Here is a 21667-nt window from a genome sequence, read left to right on the forward strand (position 1 = left end):
TTTATCCTTTGACTTACATTCACTATTTATCTAAGACAATTGGCTTTATTCTAGATGTTTGAATTTGCTTCCCAATTCTTATTAGCAATTAAGATGCGTTCGCCCTGAGCCTAATAGGGATTATATTAAGGATTGAATTTTGATGGCGCGTAGAGGGTTGATAGCTGACCCATACTTTACTTCCATCACTGTTAATGATGAAATGAAAATGTCGCTGGGTGTGCTAGCTTTGAATCGCTTGAGAGTGTTTTCTTCTCCCTTGACAAAATCACTAATCACGCAAGTATCGAGTAGATAACCCATCATGAAAACTCTATTTCATTAGGTGGTAGCAGTTCGTCTCTGTATTCCTCAAAAATAATATTTTCTGCTACACCTTGATATTGCATAATCACTTCTGGCCAAATGGAAGTCTTTGTTTCTAAAAAAGTAACAAAGACTCTGCTTTCAGTAATACCTTGTGGTGTTTCAGCCAGTTCAATTTTGCCATTCTTATAAATGCCTTCAATAGTTTTTAGCATGATTATTTACCTCCTGTCTAAATTTTAGTATTCTCCTCCGAAAAGGCAGAAGGCGATCGCCTCATGTTATCGGTTACCTCAGTACTTATACTTCATTTCTTTACTACCCTGATACACTTGGACGACATTCACCCAATCTCAACAAAACATCCTTGTACCTAAGTCCTCAATTTATTACGTGAGATTAAGGGAAATATAAAAAAATATTAATAGCCATATAGTTATACAATCATTAATAGTTAAATGATTTTGGGGCTAAAAATAGTCTGGATCTATCTGGGCAGTGGTAATTGCCAGACAGATGAATGCACAGCCTCTCTAAACCTAGAATAACAATCCTCACAACTCTGGCAGCCATCCAAAGTTGATGAATGTGACTGCCTAAAAATCTGGCGTTTGAATAACAAGGAAGCAAAAATGAGTAGCAATCTAGCTGTTAAACTGCGCGCTGGCACTCAAAAAGCTCACACAGCAGCAGAAAACGTGGGATTCATGAAATGTTTTTTAAAAGGCGTTGTCGATAGAGAAAGCTTCGCCAAATTTTTAAGCAACTTGTATTTCGTCTACAGTGAATTAGAAGCCGCGATTCAAAGCCATGCCAACAATCCGGCGATCGCTCCGATTTACTTCCCAGAACTGAATCGCCTAGCCTCTTTAGAAAAAGACATGGTATTTTACTATGGTAGTGAATGGCGTAGCCTCATCGCCCCCTCAGCCAGCGCTCAAGCTTATATCAAGCATATTCGAGAGCTTTCTGCCAATGCACCCGCCTTATTAATTGGTCATACCTACACCCGCTACATGGGCGACCTTTCCGGCGGTCAGATGTTGCAAAAAATTGCTCAGTCAACCTTAAAGCTATCTGGCTATGAGGGTACATCCTTCTATAACTTTGAGCAAATCCCTGACAAAAAAGCCTTCAAAGACCAGTATCGTCAGGCATTGGACTCAGTACCCGTTGACGATGCCACAGTAGATAGAATTGTTGCAGAAGCCAATAACGCCTTCCAATTCAATATGCAAATGGCTACAGACCTAGAAGGTAATTTAATTAAAGCTCTCGGTCAAGTAGTATTTAATAGCTTAACTAGCGCCCGTAACCCAGGCAGCACAGAAGCAGCAGTATCTTGAATCAGCCAAGAAATGGGGGAGAGGATATTCAATAATTTTGTAGTGAATTTTGAATTGATTACCCCCTAAGCCCTTCATTTAGTTCAATCAACACATCACGGTCTAGCGTTGATATCTAAACTAAGAAGCAGCTAGAGCATAAAGCTTTTATTAGCAATTTGCTGTGCGTCAAAAAACAAATTGCTTGTCCCCTATACCCATACAACCGACCACTAGTCAGTTATGACGGAAATCAAAATATCATTAGGCAAAATTCCCATAACTCAGTCGATAGGTGTTGTTGAATTTTGTAGCCCTCGCGCTTCCCATAGTGTATTTTGACTTCCACGTAGCGGCATGGTGTGGTTGCAGTACCTTGGAGGTTTTGATGGTTTTTGTCTTACCTGGTGTCAAGTTTGATCTAGACATGATCAAAAAGTATGACACTCCTGCACCTAGATATACCAGTTACCCACCCGCTACACAGTTAACTGAAGGATTTAACGCCGCCGATTATCAAAGTGCGATCGCCGCCTCAAATCGCAGAAAATCGCCAATATCGTTGTACTTCCACATTCCTTTTTGTCAAAGTTCCTGTTACTTTTGCGGTTGTAATACGGTCATTTCCAACAACAAAAATATTGCTAAACCATACTTAGAGCATCTGGTAAAAGAAATCAAGCATACAAGTAACTTGATTGATCCAGATAGAAAAGTATTGCAAGTTCACTGGGGTGGCGGGACACCTAATTACTTAGATTGTGACCAAGTAGAATTTTTGTGGAAACATATTCATCACCACTTCAATATTGATCCACAAGCAGAAATATCCATTGAAATTAACCCCCGCTACGTCGATCAAAATTACATCTCCTTTTTGCGTGAGATTGGTTTTAATCGGATTAGTTTTGGTATTCAGGATTTTAATAGCCAAGTACAAGAAGCCGTCAACCGCATCCAACCGGAAGAACTGCTACTTGATGTTATGAGTTGGATTAAAGCAGCTAAGTTTGATAGTGTGAATGTAGACCTAATTTATGGTTTACCCCATCAAACCTTGCAAAGCTTTCGGGAGACGGTGAAAAAAACCGTGGCATTAGACCCCGATCGCATTGTAGTTTTTAACTTTGCCTACGTTCCTTGGTTGAAGCCAGCCCAGAAAAATATTCCCCTGGAGGCGTTACCCCAACCACAGGAAAAGCTGGAAATTTTAAAAATGACCATCGAGGAACTGACTAATAGCCAGTACCTATTTATTGGGATGGATCATTTTGCCAAGCATAACGATGAGTTAGCGATCGCCCAACGTAACCACACCCTCCAGCGCAACTTCCAAGGTTACACCACCCACGCCGGTACAGAACTTTTTGGCTTTGGTGCGACATCTATTAGTATGCTGCATGATGCTTATGTGCAGAATCACAAGCAGTTAAAAGAATATTATCAAGCCGTTGCTAGTGATGCTTTACCTGTGAGCAAGGGTATCAAACTCACAACCGATGATATTCTCAGACGAGATGTGATTATGTGTATCATGTCTAACTTTTATCTGCATAAGCAAGAGATTGAGGAGAAATATCAGATCAATTTTGATGAATATTTCTCTCAAGAAATTGCAGCTTTAAAACCATTAGCAGCTGATGGATTAGTTAGTCTCTCCAGCAAACACATCCAAGTAACAGAAATTGGTAGATTACTAGTGAGGAATATCGCTGTTGTCTTTGATATTTATCACCACAATCAAGACAAACAATTCTCTCGGACTATTTAATTCAGAGGGGCGCGGGGGCTGAGGTATGGGAGAAAAATTTACCTAGTCTCCAATCCTCAGTTTTTTTCTAGTCATCTGATTGGCACTAGTTTCGGGCTTGATGAACTTCAGAGTTATGCAAGAAAGCGTTATCTGTCTGCAACGATACTTGAGATAATAAATTAACAATCTCAGCCGAAATTATAATTAATTTGATGACAACTAACTTCTCGTGGACTCAACAGTGGTATCCAATAACTCCCCTTAGCTATCTGGAAGTATCTCATCCGACTCCCATCACTTTGCTAGGGAAAAAGCTGGTGATTTGGCGAGACAAAGATGAAAAATGGGTAGCAATGGATGATGCTTGCCCTCATAAATTGGCACAGTTGTCTTTAGGAAGTATCAACAAAGATGGAAAGCTAATTTGTCGTCATCATGGTTGGTGTTTTGATGGTGCAGGGAAATGTACTAATATTCCCATGTTGAGTGATGAAAAGGCTTTAGCCACTGCTTGTAATAGTGAGCGATCGCAAGTAACAACATACCCTACCCAAGTGCTACAAGGATTACTATGGATATGGCCAGATAATAGTCCTACTGCTTTTGCAGACAGCACTTCAAAGCAACCTGCATTGATGCCAGAATCTACACTTGACAGCCCCTTGAACGATTGGTTCATGTCAGAAGTTCCTGTTGGTTACACGGTTTCTGTTGAAAGTACTTTTGACCCTTCTCACGCCCAATTTTTACATGAAGGACTTGCTGGATTTTCTCCAGAAAGAGCTATCCCCATACAATATTTTGAAGTCTTAGGCAAAATCTCTGCTGAAGATGGTTTTACGTTAAAGCATTCTGGTTACAATATTTTTAACAAAGATATGGATGCGACTAGAAAATTTATTCCCCCCTGCTCTAATACAACAATCTACAAATATTCCAACGGTAAATCTGTTTTATTTCAGTTATACTTTGTCCCTACAAAACCTGGTTATTGTAAACAAATTGGTAAGTTTATTGCTGATAGCCTTCCACAGAAACGGAATTTCTGGTTTGAGCTTTTACCAAAATATTTACAAACTGGCTTAAAACATTCATCCGGTTATAAATTAAGTAACCAAGATTTATCAATGATGCACTCTCAAGCTATTAATGAGAATGTGGGGAATAGAACTTGGCAGAAGTCATATTTTATGCCTTCTGTCGCTGATATTGGCATCGTTACTTTTCGGAAATGGTTAGATGAGTTTGCTGGTGGTAAACCTGCATGGCAGGGAGTGGAAGAAGTGCCTTTTCAAGAATTAAGTGATGAGCAGTTATACGATATCTGGCACAGACACACAAAACATTGCCCTAGTTGTCGGCAATCGCTAATTTTGATAGATAAAATCAAAGATTTTTGTCAAAATTTGACGCTAGGATTGACGATTTTAGCATTATTACTAATGGTCATTAATTTACCTATAAGGGTATGTATTACACCAGCTTTAATGGGAATATTAAGCTTAATTGGTTCCTATAAATTAGATTCAATTCGGCAACGTTTTCTTAGTAGTATTCCCAAAAAAGGTTTACCCGTAGTTGAATTATATAAAAATTAAAAATATCACCTTATACCGTTTCTTGATGTAGCTTGCCTGGCGTAGCCATAGATGCTCTTTATTCTGTACTGTAGAGACGTTGAATACAACGTCTCTACATCATTTATTCGGCGCAACTTCATAGAGAATTGGTATTAGTTCATTTCTATTACGCGAACGGTGAGATTTTTGGTAAAATATAGGTAAATTACCAAAATTTTGGCTTATGTCTGACTCCATGAACTCCCTACGCACTTTGAGTCAGACTATTTGTCATAATTGTGCTTTTCACACCAAGGTAGGAGGAGCGATCGCCTGTGTTCACCCGGAAGAATTAAGGGTAAACTGTGCCGTTGTCATTTTCTGCAATTCCTTCCAACCATCCCAAGAAATTGATAGTCCTTGTGTGACTTTCGGTAGCGATGACGGAGAATAGCCCACTTAGTAGTGGAGGGTAGGGCGCAGTGAGAGGAATCACTGACAACTAACAACTGACAACTGACAGTTAAATCTTGAACTTACCTTGAGCAAAATCAAGTTTAAACTGCTCCAAACAGCCCTCTAATCGGGATAACATTTCTTCAATCCGAGCATCGCTGCTTAGGTGAGGTTTGGCTATTTTGACTAAACTAGACAGTTCCTTTGCGGTTTTTTGCTGTCTTAGCCATTCCTGCAATTTTCGAGCTGGAGTTAGGAGATGATCTAACTTATTAGTAGTCTTGTTATTAGCCCATCCACCTGTAGAAGAACGGGGTTGATAAAAGTGACTCAGGGAGTAAGACTGATACTCAAGTTTCATAGAAGCACACCAATCTTGCCACTTCAGGGGCAGAATCGAAGGATGGGTGCTTACCGGAATCCAAGGTACTCGTAGGGTATCTGCAACGATCGCTCCGTGCATAGCTTCACAAATCAGAACTTCTGTTTGACGAATGCGTGTCAAAATATCTTCAATTTCCCAAGCTGGACTGATATAACCAAAACCCAATTGATCACAAACTCTCTGCCAACCATCTCCCGCAAAATTATAGTGAGGCATATAGGAGAATTTATATTTTTTGGGAATGGAACTGTGATCTATTAATTTACGTAGCAGGAGTGCGCCATCTGTAACCGCTAAATCCCTCCTCAAACCCAATTTTTCTGCTGAGATTGGCCCCCGTACACAGTAGATATGATAAGACTCATCAATTACAGGGGTAGCTTTTTCATAACCTGCGCCTGTGCTAAAAATCACTCGCAATTTTGCCTGGGGGGTACGGCGTGGGAGTGCGTCGTTAATCAGAGTGCCAATTCCCACAAAAGCACAATTGGGATCATCATCCAAGATCCCAGGAATCAGCTTCTCCCACAACCAAGGATTCAGCGCATCTCCAAAATTTTGCCTACCTTCTGGATACTTGCAATAGTAAAGTTTCATAGTTAACTAAAATATAACTTTCATGAGCATAGAGACTAGAGATTATATCTTGTCCGGTTGAACACCTATCATACCCGTGGCCTTGGTAATTAGTAACCAGTAATAGTTACCCGTGACCATTTAAACCAAGCATATTGTAAGTAATTAACCGGACTTGAGTAGTAATTTTTTCACAGATTAGTAAATATTTATAAACCTGAGAAGATGACCAAATTTGCAAAATGGGGTGATGAAAAGAAAGGTTCTAACCTTCAAGTAGCTGTCTAGCAAAGGCGATCGCTGCTTCTGTTGTTGTCACTTTATCTTCAATTCTGGCGATCGCAATTTCTGTTAGCAGTTCTCCCACCAGTGGCGAGGGAGGAATATCGAGTGCTATCATTAGGTTTTTACCACTTACTAGCTGAGTGGGATGAGCGACCAGATCATCAGGGTTAAGGTAGCGGGTGATCAATGGAGAATAAACGGATAGCCGATTGTCGCCAGACATCGCCTCTACCAGAGTATCTTGTACTAAAGCTAAAACAGCGATCGCTACGAATACCATACCTGCTTCTTGGAACACAAAGTACTGTTCTCGCAAGGTATTAGCCGTTTTTAGCTGGGGAAATAGTTTCAGAGCCGTAGTGACAGCGCGAATCTCGGCGCGGCTGTAGGTGAGTTTTTGCAGCTCGATTTCTGCAACACTTGGATCTGGGTGGACTAGACAAGCGAGTTTGGCAATACCTAGCCAAGTGGTCTTTACTGTTTCCCGGACGTATCCTTGCAGTTCCACACCTAGTTGCGGCCAATGTTGTGTCAGTAAATCAGCGACTTCATCAACTACCGCTAGTTTATGAAAGCTTTCGGGTGTGGTATTTGGGAAGAACTGCTTGAGTAAACCATCATTCTCAGCTATTGCCATCCAAGTATGACCCTGAGGACTAGCAAGTAAATAGCCAATTTCTACTCGCACTCGTTCGGCGGCGACTTGACACAGATGTGATGCTAAATCACGAATAGCGGCTTGGGTTGTCGGTTCAATAGTAAAGCCTAGTTGAGCAGCTTGACGGTAAGCTCGTAATAGACGTAAAGGATCATCTTTGAGGTTAGCTTTGGCTATCATCCGCAACACACCCACCTGTAAATCAGCACAACCGTTGAGGGGGTCGATAATCTCTTGGGTGTGGGGATTGTAGGCGATCGCATTCACTGTAAAATCCCTTCTATGCAGGTCAGTCTCTAAACTATCCCCTTCCTGTTGGGCAAAGTCGGCTGTAGCCTGGGGAAATACCACCCGCGCAATCCGCCGCACCGGATCGAGTAAAACAAAACCAGCTTGATAACGATGAGCGATCGTTCTAGCTACTTTCACCGCGTCCGATGGTATCACGAAATCTAAATCCAGATATTCTCGACTTCTACCCAACATCGCATCCCGCACCGCACCACCAACCATATAAGCAGGTTTTGGCAAACATTCCAGGCTAAAAGGCCAATTTTCAGGTGCTAGGGTAGAAGGAATAAATCCAGACATTGTAATAAAACTCTAACCAGTAACTGGTGCTGAATGCTTTAGCTTAAGCTAGATTAACAATAAAGGACTTGGAGTTGGTTCTATTATGTGTATTTGCGTAAACTGCCACTATGTAGACCGTTGTGTAACTTATAATGCCGTAGAAACACAACACCAACAACCCCATTTAACTGAAACCCCAGATTTTGACCCCAATGAACCCTCCATCAACGTTAATATTCGCACCAAAGATGATGTGATTGAAATGGAATGGGATGTTGTTGGTTGTCTCAGCTTTAAGCGAGAAATGGGCAAGTGGTCGAAGTTGCGTCCGGGTGAGTTAGTCCCGACTTGATTTATTGGCAATATCAATAGGCGGAAATATTCGTAGGGCGATGCCCACCAAAATCATGATACGGTGGGCTATAGAGACTCAGATTTTATTATTTTACTTTGACTACGCCAATAGCAGACCCCAAATCTACAAAATACGGTTTATCCCTCCACACTACTACCCCAGAATTAGGGCTAGCAATTAGTAATTTGGCTGGCGAAACTCACTCCCAAGTGTGGAATTTAGGGCGAGATTTATCTAGTTATATACATCAATATTTAGTAGAATTTATCGCACCTCAAACTTGGGCAGACTTGGCTTTTATTGCAGTTGCCAAAGGGCCTGGAGGTTATACAGGAACTCGTATTGGTGTTGTCCTGGCTCGCACTTTAGGGCAACAGTTAAATATTCCTGTGTTTGGTATTTCCACCTTAGCCGCAGTGGCTTGGACAGAAGTCGGTAAAAATCAACAAACAAAAGCTATTGCTGTGGAAATGCCGGCTCAAAGAGGTCAGATTTTTGGGGCGATTTATCAGCCTTCTCCTCATGGTAATGAATTAACAACTTTATTACCTGATAGAGTATTTACACCAGAAGCATGGCAGGAGACTTTAGCTAACTGGCAAAGTGATTACCAGTTAGTAGAAGCCAAAGTAGATTTAGCAGCAACGGTGACAAGTATTTTGGAGCTTGCTAATTTAGAATGGCAACAAGGTAAGCGCCCTAACTGGTCAGAGGCTTTACCGTATTATGGACAACATCCTGTAGATGTATGAAAAAGGCAGGGGGCAGGGGGAGCAGGGGAGGCAGGGGAAGCAAAGAAGAATAACTATGGACTGTTGACTGTTGACTGTTGACTGTTGACTAATCATTAATTTTGAATTTTGAATTTTGTAGCTTTAGCTTCCCGTAGGGTATTTTGAATTGATTCATGACCATAATCTTAACTAACGACGACGGTATTGATGCGCCAGGAATTAAAGCCTTAGCTCAAGCCGTCAGTGGCAAAAACTTTATTGTTGCTGCACCAAGAGACCATCAATCAGGTTGTGGTCATCAAGTTACTACTACTCGCCCAATTAATCTCCAGAGACGTTCTGATAGTGAATATGCGATCGCTGGTACTCCCGCCGATTGTGTCAGAATTGCAATTACACAAATTTCACAGGATGTCAAGTTTGTTTTGTCAGGTATCAACGCTGGTGGTAACTTGGGGGTTGATGCTTACATTTCCGGCACTGTTGCGGCTGTGCGAGAAGCTGCTATGCACGGTATTGCCGGAGTTGCTATTTCCCACTATCGTAAAGCCAAGCAAAATTTTGACTGGGAACTAGCTGCTAAATGGACAGCAGAAGTTTTAGAGGAATTACTGCACCGTCCTTTAGAACCGGGATACTTTTGGAATGTCAATTTACCCCATTTACAGCCAGGGGAAACCCAACCAAAGTTAGTGTTTTGTCAGCCTTGCACTAAACCTCTACCAGCCAACTATCGCATTGATGGCGACGATTTTTATTATGTGGGTGAATATGGCAAGCGTGAACGCACACCAGGAAGTGATGTGGATGTTTGTTTTACAGGTAACATTGCCATTACACAATTAAGGGTTTGAACTCAATCCCGATACCCTTATAAGCTATTCTGCTTTTAAGTTGCACAATCCATCGTGAGGGCTGTTGACAGTCAACGGTTAACAGTTAACCGTTAACAGTCCTTGTTAGTAGTTGTACAATTTAGCCGCGCATTAGCTTACTGTCACAAAGGTAAAACTTACAAATCATCGTCACAATCTGGTTGTATCCCCGTCATATCCAACTGCTAAGTTAAAAATACACAGCCGACACCTTCACTACGGAGGCTTTGTAGATAGTTGGTATGTTTACTTTTGTTCTGGCTACATTTTTGGTGAGTTTACTCACTGCATCTGGTTGGGCGGCGATCGCCTACCTGTTTCCTCAGAATCATTCCCAAGATTAATGATCATCGAAGGCGGCTATCCCTCCCACCACCGTTAACTGCTGACTGATGACTGTTAACCGTCAAGCGTCAACCGTCAACGTGAAATCCCATACCCTTTTAGGGGTGGGATGAGCTTAACCATAACTCTTTTACTCAAGCGTCAGTACATGACGCTTGCTTTTTTTTGATTTTAAGTCCAATATGAGCGTTAAAGCAATTCGCAATTACTTAGTGCTTTAGAGTTAGTATTTTTACCCAGAACTCATTTCAGATTTTAACCCAATCCATTTCGTAAATAAGTATTTATATCTGCTGTTAATTTTTGATTTTTTTGCTATTAAATCCGTTGTGTAATTAATTCGACCAAGTTATTTTGGAGAAATAAACAAATTTGTGTTCCAGAGGCTTGATTATGAATCAAATACAATTAACTCTATTGATTAGTTACTTACTCATGACTTGCTATTTCTTTAGCAACTGGGTGAGTTTTTCTCTGCGCCATCCTACGTCTTCACCAGAAGATAAGTTTTTAACTCTTGTTATGTGTTTAATAACAACAGTTTTCTGGCCTTTAATTGTACCAGTGTCATTACTTGAAATTATTAAGCACAGAAAAATAGAGGTTAGCACTATAATTCCTGTTTTGTTAGTGATATTCGCTGTAACTATTTCTTACCTAATATCAGAGTTATCTACCTAAGCCAAGAATTTATCTGTAAGTTGCAAGGCTGTTATAGCTATAGCTAGATAGATTAGGACATCAAGCTAAGATGAAACCCTGCCAATAAGAGGCTTTCTAGTCTGTCAACAGACAACAGTCAACCGTCAACAGCTATAAATTTAAATTTTTTAACACAGTTAGAAATATGAGGGTTAGTTGACGTGTAAAACGTTAACTCAGTTATTAAAAATTAAACCAAAAGCGCTGAATGTGACAATTTTGTCACAATTTAGACAAAGTTTTTCAAAGTTACCCCTAGTTATAAATTAAACCTGAGATAATTAGGAGCTAGAGCAAGGATTGGCTGTTTAACTTGTGGTGCTGGATGTGTCATTTATTTTTGAGCTAGTTTAATGCCATCCTTGTGGGTGGATACTTTTCACAATTAATGACATCTACTACCTGTGAATAAGCTTATGCCAGATGCGACTCCCAAAAATCCAGTTGTTATGCTCCACGGTTACTCTGATAGGGGGAACTCTTTTCAAACGTGGATAAAAAAGTTTGAAGAAAATAATTATGATGTCAAGATTATTCATATTTGTCAATATATATCTCTATCTAATGAGATTAACATTGAGGATATTGCTGAAGGATTAGATCAAGCTTTAGCGGAGAAATTAGGTAATAACAGAACTTTCGATGCGATCGTTCACTCAACTGGAATGTTAGTGATTCGTGCTTGGCTGGCGAAATACTCCAGCCAAGGTTATTATCGACTCCAGCACTTAATTGGGTTAGCACCAGCCACTTTTGGTTCTCCTATCGCCCACAAAGGGCGCAGTTTTTTAGGGGCGCTGTTTAAAGGAAACAGAGAGTGGGGGCCAGACTTTTTAGAAGCAGGAACTCGCATATTAGATGCGTTGGAATTAGGAAGTAAGTTCAGTTGGGATTTGGCGCATAAAGATTTACTAGGCGAAACCACATTTTACGGTTCAGATAGTGATACACCTTTTGTATTTACCTTTTGTGGAACACAACAGTTCTTTCAATCATCATTAATAAATAACTTTGTCGGCAGAATCACAAATAGAGTTGGTGTACCGCTTGATGGTACAGATGGTGTTGTCAGGTGGGCTGGATGTGAATTGAGAACACGTAAAATAACTATAGATTTTACTAAAAAGCAACCTGAAGATAAATTATCTATCTCACCCTGGAAAAATAGTGGTATTGCCCATACAGTTAGAGTTAAGGATCATAACCACGGCAGAATTATGGGTGATCCTAGTTCAGACTTGGTAGAGTCGGTGTTTCAGGCATTAAAATTTACATCTGAACAAGATATTAATCTTTGGCATCAGAAAGCTTTAAAGACCCTATCGCCAAATGATTCAGAGAACGCAGAATGGCAACAGTTTATCATTCGAGCGATAGATGATAATGATGAGCCAATTCCTGATTACTATATTGAACTGGCGACATCACAAAACAATCAGTGGAAGCGAATTGAAGATTTTGGTGTAGATGTTCACGTCTATGCACAAGATAAAAGTCTACGCTGTTTTCATGTAGACATCACCAAGACTAAAAATTTGCAAAATTTGCAAATACGTATTGTTGCGTCATCAAATTCCGAGTATGTGCGTTATTCTGGGTATGCTTCCAGTGTAGAAGATTCTGATTCTGTTACCGATTTAGAGCTAGATATTTCTCCTATTTTGCAGCAGAAAGATATCAAATTTTTCTATCCATTCACCACAACTCTAGTGGAAATAAGACTTAAGCGGCAAACAAGAAAGCAATTATTGCAGTTTATGGCTTTCGCTGAATCACAATTTTGATTTTCTGGGGATTGGGGATTGGGGACTGGGGATTAGGGAAGAAAATTTTGGAGTAAGTTCTCCCCTTGCTCCTCTACTTCCCCTGCTCCCCCTACCTCCTCTACTCCCCTGCCTCATCTATGACTAGTCGAGGGAATTTTGTCATCATGGGTAGAATCTAGGGGTATGTGTGGGGGTTTTGGTCTAAAGCGATCGCGGATTTTACTAATCACGATGTAGAGAATGGGAACAACAAACAAACTCAACACAGTTGAGACAATCATTCCCCCCGCCACGGCTGTACCGAGAGATTTTCTACTCGCTGCACCTGCGCCTACGGGATTAATCAATGGCCAGACACCAAGAATAAACGATAGGGAGGTCATGAGAATAGGTCGCAACCTTTCTTGTGATGCTTGCACGGTGGCTTTGATAATTGGCAAGCCCCGTTCGCGCAATTGATTTGCAAATTCCACAATCAAAATAGCGTTTTTACTAGCCAAGCCAATCAACATGACTAAACCTACTTGGCAAAATACATCATTACTTAGACCCCGCATCCACTGAGCAGATAAGGCTCCCAAAATAGCTAGGGGAACTGACAGCATAATAATCAATGGGTCAACGTAGTTCTCATATTGAGCTGCCAACACGAGAAAAACAAAGACTAATCCTAGTCCAAAAATTACAGGTGCTTGACCTCCTGATTCTTGTTCTTCGGCTGTTATCCCCGACCATTCGTAACCCATACTGGCGGGTAAAACTTCTTTTGCTAATTTCTCCATCGCTGTAGTTGCTTGACCAGAACTATAACCAGGCGCAGCCGCACCGTTGATGGTGATTGAGCGGAATAAGTTGTAGTGGTTGATTGTTTGCGCTCCAGTCGCCGGAGTAATTTTCACTAGGTTACTCAGGGAAATCATTTGATCGTTGGCAGCGCGGACATATAATTTACCAATATCCTCAGGGTTAGAGCGAAATGGCGCATCTGCTTGCACGTAAACTCGGTAAGTCCTTTGTTGAAAATTAAAATCGTTGACGTACCTGGAACCCAAGTAAGATTGCAGAGTGTTAAATACTTCGTCTACATCAACTTGTAAGGCTTTGGCTTTGTTGCGATCGATGTCAATAAACATTTGGGGTGTGTTAGCACTAAAAGTACTAAATACACCTTGCAAACCAGGAGTCTGATTCCCCTTCATCATGATCTGACCCATGACTTGCAGCAGATTATCTAAACCACTGTTACCTGCTCTATCTTGCAGTTCAAATTGAAAACCGCCGAAGTTTCCTAAACCATCAATGGGTGGAGGACTCACTGGGAAAATTCTGGCTTCGGTGATGTTGGCGAAGACTCCCGCCAACTTGCCAATAATTTCTGGTGCTGATTGTCCTGGTTGTTGGCGCTCATCCCAAGGTTGGAGGGTAGTAAAAATTACCCCACTGTTGGCACTGTTACCACTAAAACTAAAGCCACCAATGGCAAAGGTTCCTGTAACTTCTGGCAATTTGAGGATTTCTTTTTCCACCTGAGCCATGACATTGCTGGTGTAGTTGAGGGAAACTCCTTCTGGCCCTTGGATGATGGTGATGAAATAGCCTTGGTCTTCGTCGGGGATAAATGCTGTGGGTACGCTGAGATAAACCCAGCCTGTCAAGGCGATGGAAGCTAGGAATAATACAACAACGATCGCCCTAACCTTCACAAGAATATTGAGCGATCGCTCATATCCCCGGCGCACCCAATCCAAAAACCTATTAATCTGGTGAAAAATTTTGCCTAACCAACCACGGGGACGCTGTCCCCGACGTAGCAATAAGGCGGAAACGGAAGGTGTAAGTGTTAGAGCCAAAAAGGTGGAAATGACCATCGAAAAGGCAATGGTCAGGGCAAACTGTTTATAAATCTGTCCTGTAGTACCTGGAAAGAAGGCAACAGGAACAAATACCGCCATCAATACTAAGGAAGTAGCAATTACAGCCCCAAACAGTTCTCGCATGGACTCGGATGCAGCCTGACGGGGCGACATTCCTTCTTCCTCAATTAATCGGGAAATGTTTTCCACCACGATAATCGCATCGTCCACCACTAACCCTGTAGCTAATGTCAAACCAAACAAAGTTAAGGTGTTAATGGAAAACCCAAAGACCTTAATAAAGGCAAAAGTCCCAATCAAAGTTAAGGGGATGGTAATTACCGGAATCAGGGTTGTACGCCAGTCCTGCAAGAAGAGAAAAATTACCAAAACGACCAGAATCAGGGCTTCTATCAGTGTCTTGACTACTTCCGCGAGGGATTCTTCCACAAACAGGGTTGTATCAAACGCCACTTGATATTTCAACCCTGGGGGAAAGCTTTCCGCTAACCGAGCCATTTCGGTTTTTACTGCCTTAGAGACTTCTAAAGCATTACTACCTGGGGTAGGAAATATCCCTATACCCACACCCTCATTACCTCGGAATCGCAGAAACGAACTATAATTTTCTGCCCCCAATTCTGCCCTACCTACATCTTTGAGCTTGATGAGTGTGCCATCGCTCCCCGTTTTAATTACCATGTCGGCAAATTCCGTGGCTTCGGAGAGTCTGCCGCGAGCCTGTAAGTCTATTTGATACATCTGGTCTGGTAGGGACGGCTGCTGACCGATTTGCCCCACCCCTACCTGTATGTTTTGTTCGTTAATGGCATCAATTACATCTTGAGCCGTCAGCTTGCGACTGGCTAGACGATTTGGGTCAAGCCACAACCGCATCGCATAGCGCCGTTCACCAAAAATCCGCGCCTCGCCTACACCATCCAGTCTTTTGATGGCATCTACTATATATTGGTCGGCATAGTTACTTAAAAATACGGTGTCATATTCCTGTTGTTCGCTATACAGCCCCATCGCTAACAGGATATTGTTGGATTGTTTGCTGACTGTGACTCCAGTACGTTGTACAGCCTCTGGTAACTGGGGCTGGGCAATAGATACGCGATTTTGGACATCAACGGCGGCAATATCTTTGTCCCGTGACGGGTCAAAGGTGATGGTAATTGTACTCGTACCATCGTTACTGCTGCTAGATGTCATGTACTTCATACCTTGAACGCCGTTGATTTGGCGCTCTAAGATACTCGTTACTGTATTTTCTACGACTTCCGCACTAGCCCCAGTGTAGTTAGCATTAACAACAATTTGTGTGGGGCTAATTTCCGGATAGCGATCCGTAGGTAGGGTAGGTATACTGATCGCGCCTACCAGCAAAATGATAATGGCGCAGACACTTGTAAATACAGGTCGCCTGATAAAGAAGTCAACAAACATTGGGGTTTAGGGATTGGGGTTTAGGGATTCGGGTTTGGGGTTTAGGGATTCGGGTTTGGGGTTTTGGGTTTATTCTCCCAGTACCCAGTCCCCATTACCCAGTCCCCAACCCTAAGATTCTGGAACAATAGGAACGCCATCACGGAGATTCAGCAGTCCTGAGGTGACAATTGTGTCTGTTGACTGCAATCCTTTGATGATTTGGTAATTATTTCCTCTGATGTCACCCAACTGCACTCGTTTTTGCCGCGCAACTAGTTGGGATGTTCCTTGGGGTGTTTTTTCCGTTTGGGTGACATAGACAAAAGTTTCCCCGGCGATGCGTGTGACTGCTGTAATTGGAATTAAAACGCCTGTGCGTTGATTCCAAATCACTCTAGCTCTCACTAGTTGATCTGCCCTTAGTTGACCATTTGTGTTGTTATATAAGGCTTTTACAAGAATTGATTGGGTTTCATTGCTGGCATTAGGAGCAATGAAAAATACCCTACTAGTACCCAATGTTTGACCTTGGGTGTTCATAATCTCTACGGGCATTCCCTGACGTAATTGGGGGCCTCTTTCTAGAGGTACAGAGATATTGACCTCCAAGGGTCGGTTTTGAGTGATGGTTAATAGTGGTGTGGAACTATTGACAAAATCACCAATCTTGATAGGGATATTGCCGACAGTGCCTTCAAAAGGGGCGGTGATGCGATAGAACTGGAGTTGGACTTGTTGCTCGTCAGTGTTAGCCTGGGCTTGCTGCACTGATTTTTGTGCTTGGGCGACACTAGCTTTTTGGGCTTGAATCCTAGATTCTATGGCGTTGAGATTCGCTCGTGCTGTCGCTATTCTGTTGGCATACTGATCTTTAGTTTGTCGAGATACAGCGCCTTGATCGGCTAAAGAAGCATACCTGTCGTACTCTTGCTGATTCAATCGCACATCAGCAACATTAGATAATCTTTCGGCTTCTAAGGATTTGAGGGTAGCATTGGCGTTTTCTAGCTGTGCTTTGCTGGCTTGGGTGGCTGCATCGTTACTGATAACGGCTGCTTGCTGCTGTCTGGGGTCGATTTGAATCACGGCTGCACCAGAGGCGATCGCATCTCCTGATCGCACAAATATTTGGGTCACTTGACCCTGTACTCTTGGTTGGAGAGTGACGGAACGCCGGGACTCTAAGCTAGCCACAAAGTCTGTGCTTTCTTCAATAGTGCCGACTTGTACTGGTGACGTTTTTACTCTTACGCCTGGGGGTTGAGCCTCAGCCGTAGCTGGTGGGCGATCGCTCGGAGTCAGTAACCGCCAAACTATAGCTGTTCCACCCCCTAATAATAGGATGGCAGCCAACAATAACCTGAGCCACCGCCGTTGTTTTGGTGGTGGCTCAGGGGGTTCCTGGGGAAGATTATCTCTAAAATCAGTTTGAGGCTCAGAGGATGACATGGTTTACAGGGAACCTAAGAACTAATTAACTAACAATTGTCACGCCGTGTGCAATTTTCTCCTAGACCTAACCCCCAACCCCTTCCCTACAAGGAAAGGGGAGTAATAATTAAAGCCTCTACGCCACTTGCTACAACGCGGGGAACCCGCGCAAAGCAGTGGCTCCTCCTTGCAGGGGAGAGGTTTGGAGAGGGGTTTTAAGAATAAGTCGCACATCGCGTAATTGTCACAAGGATAAATATGTAGGCGATGGAATTTACTTATTTAGCATGAGTCTCCATAAATCGCTTTGTGTTAGCTCACCCAAAATATACTGTTTTTATATTTTCGCCAATCTACCTAAAGGTGAATGATAAAGTCTAGTTTACAAATCGAGAGTACATCTTGTCTTTTCAATTATTGCTAAAAATTTTCTAATCTTGCTTTCGAGATTCCCTATTTTTCCGTAATTGGTGATTGGTAATATAGGATTTTCCTGCTGTTTGTCGATTAAGTTTGATTTATATGGATTAGTTTTTAACTGTTATTTTTCCCTGTAAAACTAAAGGTAGGTTACAAGATTAACCAAGAAAATTACCTATCATAGTTATTTTTATTAATGAGTATCGATAATTACAAAATATCATATCTTTTTAGTGAAACCAAGTTGTTTTTTGGCTAGGACTTATGCACCCAGATAGTCTGTTAGGACTGGGTGTATGGGGGTAAGGCTCCCATTTCTCAAAAGTTTCAGGTGTTTGATGGGGCGGAGGTCAAAGAACTTGTACAATAAATCTCCTCTACACCCTTGGTTTTTCGTTTTCATCTGCAAATCAGATTGATTTTATCAATAGTCTCTTATTGTCTAATGTACCTAATAAAAATTATTCGACTGCTGTCAAACTTTCAGATTTTTTACCTAATGAAGTACTGGCAAGAAAACTAGAAATAGCAAAAAGCATCCAACCCACACATACCTGCTTCTTTGTTTGCCAATCTTGTCTGTTATTGATGGTAGGAATTGGTTGACTATTCATCTCTAATTTCCAACAAGTCGCGGCACCTATACCAAACAATACAGCACCGACGATAGAGGAAATTGTCACAGTTCTAAATATCCAGTAAGCAAAATTTTGTTCCATCCGTAAACGCCTGACGGCACGGCGATTACGAATCGTACTTAGTTCATCTTTGTTCAGACTGAGTGGAGCTAGTGGATAGGTTATTTGTTGATTTCCCATCATTTTTGTCACCTAATATCTCCTTCTACGTCATATATGATATCCGTAACTCTGGTTATATATAAACTTTCGTCGGAGATAAATTATCAAGTAAATATCAAGATAAAAAGTTTAAACAACTGCTGGTTTTGGAAGCAAATACCCAAAGATATAAGTAGGACAGCATAAATATTTGGAGTCGAGAATAGTCAGGTATGCTGAAGGAATGAGGAGGGATGATTCTAGTTCATCTTTCTTAACTAAGATAGTTTTGTTGTTGGACGGCCTACTTACTTAAGAAAGAGATTTGATTATTACAAAAATATAAATATCTGTAGGAATACTGGAACCATAGTTTTGGTTTGTTTACGAATCTTGAAGACATGGTGTGAAAAACCAAAATCTATTTTTTTTTGCTATGGTGATCCCAAAGGAATTATTAAGCACACAGCGAAGTATAAACAGTATTGATCGTGTTAGTGGTGCTGTGATGGCGTTCTGTCCGACCGCCGAAGTAACAAAAATAAAAAACTAATTCTCCAGAACCAAAGCATTAATCAGGGAGGTAATACTGATGGTGACAGTATCTCAAAACACTTTGGCAAAATGTTCTCAAGAGGAATCGTTGGTTCTCTGGCTGGATAAAGTTGGCATTAAAGATATTGCCTTAGTGGGTGGTAAAAATGCCTCTTTGGGGGAAATGATTCAGCAACTGACACCCAAAGGTGTGAACGTACCGACAGGATTTGCTACTACTGCTTACGCTTATCGTTATTTCATCCAATCGGCTGGGTTAGAAGCCAAGTTACGGGAACTGTTTGCAGATTTGGATGTGGAGGATGTGAGAAATTTACAAGAACGGGGACTCAAAGCGCGATCGCTCCTCATGCACACCCCATTTCCTGTAGAATTACAACAGGCGATCGCCTCTGCTTATGAAAGTTTGTGTAAGCAGTACAATCCTGACACAGATGTCGCCGTCCGTTCCAGCGCCACAGCCGAAGACTTACCAGATGCGAGTTTCGCTGGACAACAAGAAACTTATCTCAATGTAGTTGGCGCAGAAGAAGTATTAGCAGCTTGTCATAAATGCTTTGCTTCCCTATTTACAGACCGTGCCATTTCCTATCGCCATACTAAAGGATTTGATCACTTTAGTGTCGCCTTGGCTGTGGGTGTGCAGAAAATGGTACGTTCTGACCTAGCCACCTCTGGGGTGATGTTTTCCATTGACACAGAAACAGGTTTTAAAGATGCAGCCTTAATTACAGCAGCCTACGGTTTAGGTGAAAACGTTGTCCAAGGCACAGTTAATCCAGATGAATATTGTGTATTTAAGCCGACATTAAAAGCAGGATTTAAACCAATTATTGATAAAGAATTAGGTAGTAAAGAATTAAGAATGGTCTACGATGAAGGCTCTCAATCTACTAAAAATGAACCCGTATCAATAGTAGAACAAAATAAATTTGCTCTCAGTGACGCAGACATTTTACAACTGGCTCATTGGGCTTGTTTAATTGAAGACCATTATTCTCAAGCCCACGGTAGTTACACCCCAATGGATATTGAATGGGCAAAAGATGGCATCACCAACCAACTTTTTGTAGTGCAAGCACGTCCAGAAACGGTGCAGTCCCAGAAGAATGGGAATGTGTTGCGGAGTTATCGCTTGGGACTGGGGACTGGGGAGAAAACACAGAATATATCACGCCTCCCCCTCGTTACTGGGCGCGCCATTGGTGAAGCCATTAGCCAAGGGAAAGCGCGGGTAATTTTAGATGCCAAACAAATAGAAGAATTCCAAGCCGGGGAAGTTTTGGTGACGGAGAGAACTGACCCTGATTGGGAACCAATTATGAAACGTGCCAGTGCAATTATTACTAACTCTGGTGGTCGTACTTGTCATGCGGCAATTATCGCACGGGAATTGGGAGTGCCGGCGATCGTTGGCTGTGGTAACGCTACGCAGGTTTTAACAACTGGACAAGAGGTGACTGTTTCTTGTGCGGAGGGCGAGGAAGGTAAAGTTTATCCTGGGTTATTACCTTTTGAAGTCAAAGAAGTTCCCTTAGAAAACTTACCCCGCACCCATACCCAAATCTTGATGAATGTGGGTAATCCCCAAGAAGCGTTTAGTTTATCGGCAATTCCCAATGATGGTGTTGGTTTAGCCCGGACGGAGTTTATCATTGCTAACCAAATTCAAGTCCATCCTTTGGCATTGATTCACTACGACAAATTAGCGGATGCAGAACAAAAAGCCAAAGTTGCGGCTATCACCGCCACGTATGATGATAAACCCCAATATTTCGTCGATAAATTAGCCCAAGGTGTGGGCAGAATTGCCGCAGCCTTTTATCCCAAACCTGTAATTGTGCGAATGTCCGATTTTAAGAGTAATGAATATCGCAACCTTGCAGGGGGTTCCCAATTTGAACCAGACGAAGAAAACCCGATGCTGGGCTGGCGGGGGGCTGCACGTTATTATGATCCAGGTTACAGAGAAGGTTTTGCTTTAGAATGCCATGCTATCAAGCGGGTGCGAGATGAGATGGGGTTAACTAACGTTATTCCCATGATTCCTTTCTGTCGCACACCAGAGGAGGGACGCTTGGTTTTAGCAGAGATGGCAAAACATAATTTAAAACAAGGTGTTAACGACTTGCAGGTTTATGTAATGTGCGAGTTACCAAGTAACGTCATCTTGGCCGAACAGTTTGCAGAGGTGTTCGACGGTTTCTCCATTGGTTCCAACGACCTGACTCAGCTGACACTAGGATTAGATAGAGATTCAGCTTTAGTCGCTCGACTATTTGACGAACGTAGCCCAGCTGTGAAACAAATGGTGAAAATGGCGATCGCCTCTGCAAAAAAACAACGCCGCAAAATCGGCATCTGTGGACAAGCACCAAGCGATTACCCGGAATTTGCCCAGTTTTTGGTAGAAGAGGGAATTGATTCTATTAGTCTCAATCCCGACTCTGTATTAAAAACGATGCTGGAAATAGCTAAGGTGGAACAGCAAAGCTGAGGCAAGAGGTAAATCAATTCAAAATTCAAAATTCAAAATTCAAAA

The 21667-nt window shown here is 41.9% G+C and carries 16 protein-coding genes; 9 read left to right on the top strand and 7 right to left on the bottom strand.

The genetic code is table 11. The features are described 5' to 3' along the window. Window positions 1-120: 120 nt before the first annotated feature. Together H6G14_RS18465 and H6G14_RS18470 are read right to left on the bottom strand one after the other, a co-directional pair. A complete protein-coding gene (locus H6G14_RS18465; protein ID WP_242053475.1) occupies window positions 121-306 on the bottom strand; it encodes a PIN domain-containing protein in 186 nt (61 codons plus the stop codon). Next, window positions 303-521, bottom strand: coding sequence for a hypothetical protein (locus H6G14_RS18470; RefSeq protein WP_190568790.1), 219 nt, complete (start codon window positions 519-521; stop codon window positions 303-305). Before H6G14_RS18470 ends, H6G14_RS18465 begins: the two co-directional genes overlap by 4 nt. A gap of 417 nt (window positions 522-938) precedes the next feature. Between H6G14_RS18470 and H6G14_RS18475 the strand changes: the two genes are divergently transcribed. The 4 genes from H6G14_RS18475 to H6G14_RS18490 all read left to right on the top strand — a co-directional run bounded on the left by H6G14_RS18475 (window position 939) and on the right by H6G14_RS18490 (window position 5397). Continuing rightward, complete coding sequence (locus tag H6G14_RS18475; protein WP_190568791.1) at window positions 939-1652, top strand: biliverdin-producing heme oxygenase; 714 nt, start codon at window positions 939-941, stop codon at window positions 1650-1652. A 367-nt stretch (window positions 1653-2019) separates the two neighbouring features. Next, a complete protein-coding gene (gene hemN, locus H6G14_RS18480; protein WP_190568792.1) occupies window positions 2020-3402 on the top strand; it encodes an oxygen-independent coproporphyrinogen III oxidase in 1383 nt (460 codons plus the stop codon). A 194-nt stretch (window positions 3403-3596) separates the two neighbouring features. Continuing rightward, window positions 3597-4982, top strand: coding sequence for an aromatic ring-hydroxylating dioxygenase subunit alpha (locus tag H6G14_RS18485; RefSeq protein WP_190568793.1), 1386 nt, complete (start codon window positions 3597-3599; stop codon window positions 4980-4982). Window positions 4983-5187: 205 nt separating this feature from the next. Then, window positions 5188-5397, top strand: a complete 210-nt coding sequence (locus H6G14_RS18490; RefSeq protein ID WP_190568794.1) for a hypothetical protein — start codon at window positions 5188-5190, stop codon at window positions 5395-5397. 69 nt (window positions 5398-5466) lie between these two features. Here the strand turns inward: H6G14_RS18490 and H6G14_RS18495 are convergent, their stop codons facing one another. Together H6G14_RS18495 and H6G14_RS18500 are read right to left on the bottom strand one after the other, a co-directional pair. After that, the gene (locus tag H6G14_RS18495) at window positions 5467-6381 is read right to left on the bottom strand and encodes a polysaccharide pyruvyl transferase family protein (protein WP_190568795.1); all 915 of its coding nucleotides are present in this window, start codon (window positions 6379-6381) and stop codon (window positions 5467-5469) included. Window positions 6382-6625: 244 nt separating this feature from the next. Then, window positions 6626-7894 carry a tRNA nucleotidyltransferase/poly(A) polymerase-related protein gene (locus H6G14_RS18500; protein ID WP_190568796.1) on the bottom strand — a complete coding sequence of 423 codons (1269 nt, stop codon included), beginning with the start codon at window positions 7892-7894 and terminating at the stop codon, window positions 6626-6628. A gap of 85 nt (window positions 7895-7979) precedes the next feature. On the opposite strand from H6G14_RS18500, the gene H6G14_RS18505 reads away from it, so the two are divergent. The 4 genes from H6G14_RS18505 to H6G14_RS18520 all read left to right on the top strand — a co-directional run bounded on the left by H6G14_RS18505 (window position 7980) and on the right by H6G14_RS18520 (window position 12671). Continuing rightward, the gene (locus H6G14_RS18505; protein ID WP_011320529.1) at window positions 7980-8228 is read left to right on the top strand and encodes a Ycf34 family protein; all 249 of its coding nucleotides are present in this window, start codon (window positions 7980-7982) and stop codon (window positions 8226-8228) included. 98 nt (window positions 8229-8326) lie between these two features. Further along, window positions 8327-8983, top strand: coding sequence for a tRNA (adenosine(37)-N6)-threonylcarbamoyltransferase complex dimerization subunit type 1 TsaB (gene tsaB, locus H6G14_RS18510; RefSeq protein WP_190568797.1), 657 nt, complete (start codon window positions 8327-8329; stop codon window positions 8981-8983). 155 nt (window positions 8984-9138) lie between these two features. Further along, entirely contained in the window at window positions 9139-9819 is a 681-nt protein-coding gene (gene surE, locus H6G14_RS18515; protein WP_190568798.1) for a 5'/3'-nucleotidase SurE, read from the top strand. A gap of 1472 nt (window positions 9820-11291) precedes the next feature. Further along, window positions 11292-12671, top strand: a complete 1380-nt coding sequence (locus H6G14_RS18520) for an esterase/lipase family protein (RefSeq protein WP_338421201.1) — start codon at window positions 11292-11294, stop codon at window positions 12669-12671. A 113-nt stretch (window positions 12672-12784) separates the two neighbouring features. On the opposite strand, the gene H6G14_RS18525 is transcribed toward H6G14_RS18520, so the two are convergent. From H6G14_RS18525 to H6G14_RS18535, 3 genes are all read right to left on the bottom strand, one after another. Continuing rightward, a complete protein-coding gene (locus H6G14_RS18525; RefSeq protein ID WP_190568800.1) occupies window positions 12785-15958 on the bottom strand; it encodes an efflux RND transporter permease subunit in 3174 nt (1057 codons plus the stop codon). 111 nt (window positions 15959-16069) lie between these two features. Next, window positions 16070-17389, bottom strand: a complete 1320-nt coding sequence (locus tag H6G14_RS18530; RefSeq protein WP_190568801.1) for an efflux RND transporter periplasmic adaptor subunit — start codon at window positions 17387-17389, stop codon at window positions 16070-16072. A gap of 863 nt (window positions 17390-18252) precedes the next feature. Next, window positions 18253-18612 carry a hypothetical protein gene (locus H6G14_RS18535; protein ID WP_190568802.1) on the bottom strand — a complete coding sequence of 120 codons (360 nt, stop codon included), beginning with the start codon at window positions 18610-18612 and terminating at the stop codon, window positions 18253-18255. A gap of 550 nt (window positions 18613-19162) precedes the next feature. Here H6G14_RS18535 and ppsA point away from each other — a divergent pair. After that, window positions 19163-21622 (top strand): phosphoenolpyruvate synthase, encoded by a 2460-nt coding sequence (gene ppsA / locus H6G14_RS18540; protein WP_190568803.1) that lies wholly within the window; start codon window positions 19163-19165, stop codon window positions 21620-21622. Window positions 21623-21667 lie beyond the last annotated feature (45 nt).

It is taken from the genome of Nostoc parmelioides FACHB-3921 (assembly GCF_014696625.1).
GTDB lineage: Bacteria > Cyanobacteriota > Cyanobacteriia > Cyanobacteriales > Nostocaceae > Trichormus > Trichormus parmelioides.

Bases quoted from the DNA above. Each gene is read 5' to 3' on its own strand.
- H6G14_RS18465 (WP_242053475.1), bottom strand. From the start codon at position 306: ATGATGGGTTATCTACTCGATACTTGCGTGATTAGTGATTTTGTCAAG.
- H6G14_RS18470 (WP_190568790.1), bottom strand. From the start codon at position 521: ATGCTAAAAACTATTGAAGGCATTTATAAGAATGGCAAAATTGAACTG.
- H6G14_RS18475 (WP_190568791.1), top strand. From the start codon at position 939: ATGAGTAGCAATCTAGCTGTTAAACTGCGCGCTGGCACTCAAAAAGCT.
- hemN (WP_190568792.1), top strand. From the start codon at position 2,020: ATGGTTTTTGTCTTACCTGGTGTCAAGTTTGATCTAGACATGATCAAA.
- H6G14_RS18485 (WP_190568793.1), top strand. From the start codon at position 3,597: ATGACAACTAACTTCTCGTGGACTCAACAGTGGTATCCAATAACTCCC.
- H6G14_RS18490 (WP_190568794.1), top strand. From the start codon at position 5,188: ATGTCTGACTCCATGAACTCCCTACGCACTTTGAGTCAGACTATTTGT.
- H6G14_RS18495 (WP_190568795.1), bottom strand. From the start codon at position 6,381: ATGAAACTTTACTATTGCAAGTATCCAGAAGGTAGGCAAAATTTTGGA.
- H6G14_RS18500 (WP_190568796.1), bottom strand. From the start codon at position 7,894: ATGTCTGGATTTATTCCTTCTACCCTAGCACCTGAAAATTGGCCTTTT.
- H6G14_RS18505 (WP_011320529.1), top strand. From the start codon at position 7,980: ATGTGTATTTGCGTAAACTGCCACTATGTAGACCGTTGTGTAACTTAT.
- surE (WP_190568798.1), top strand. From the start codon at position 9,139: ATGACCATAATCTTAACTAACGACGACGGTATTGATGCGCCAGGAATT.
- H6G14_RS18525 (WP_190568800.1), bottom strand. From the start codon at position 15,958: ATGTTTGTTGACTTCTTTATCAGGCGACCTGTATTTACAAGTGTCTGC.
- H6G14_RS18530 (WP_190568801.1), bottom strand. From the start codon at position 17,389: ATGTCATCCTCTGAGCCTCAAACTGATTTTAGAGATAATCTTCCCCAG.
- H6G14_RS18535 (WP_190568802.1), bottom strand. From the start codon at position 18,612: ATGATGGGAAATCAACAAATAACCTATCCACTAGCTCCACTCAGTCTG.
- ppsA (WP_190568803.1), top strand. From the start codon at position 19,163: ATGGTGACAGTATCTCAAAACACTTTGGCAAAATGTTCTCAAGAGGAA.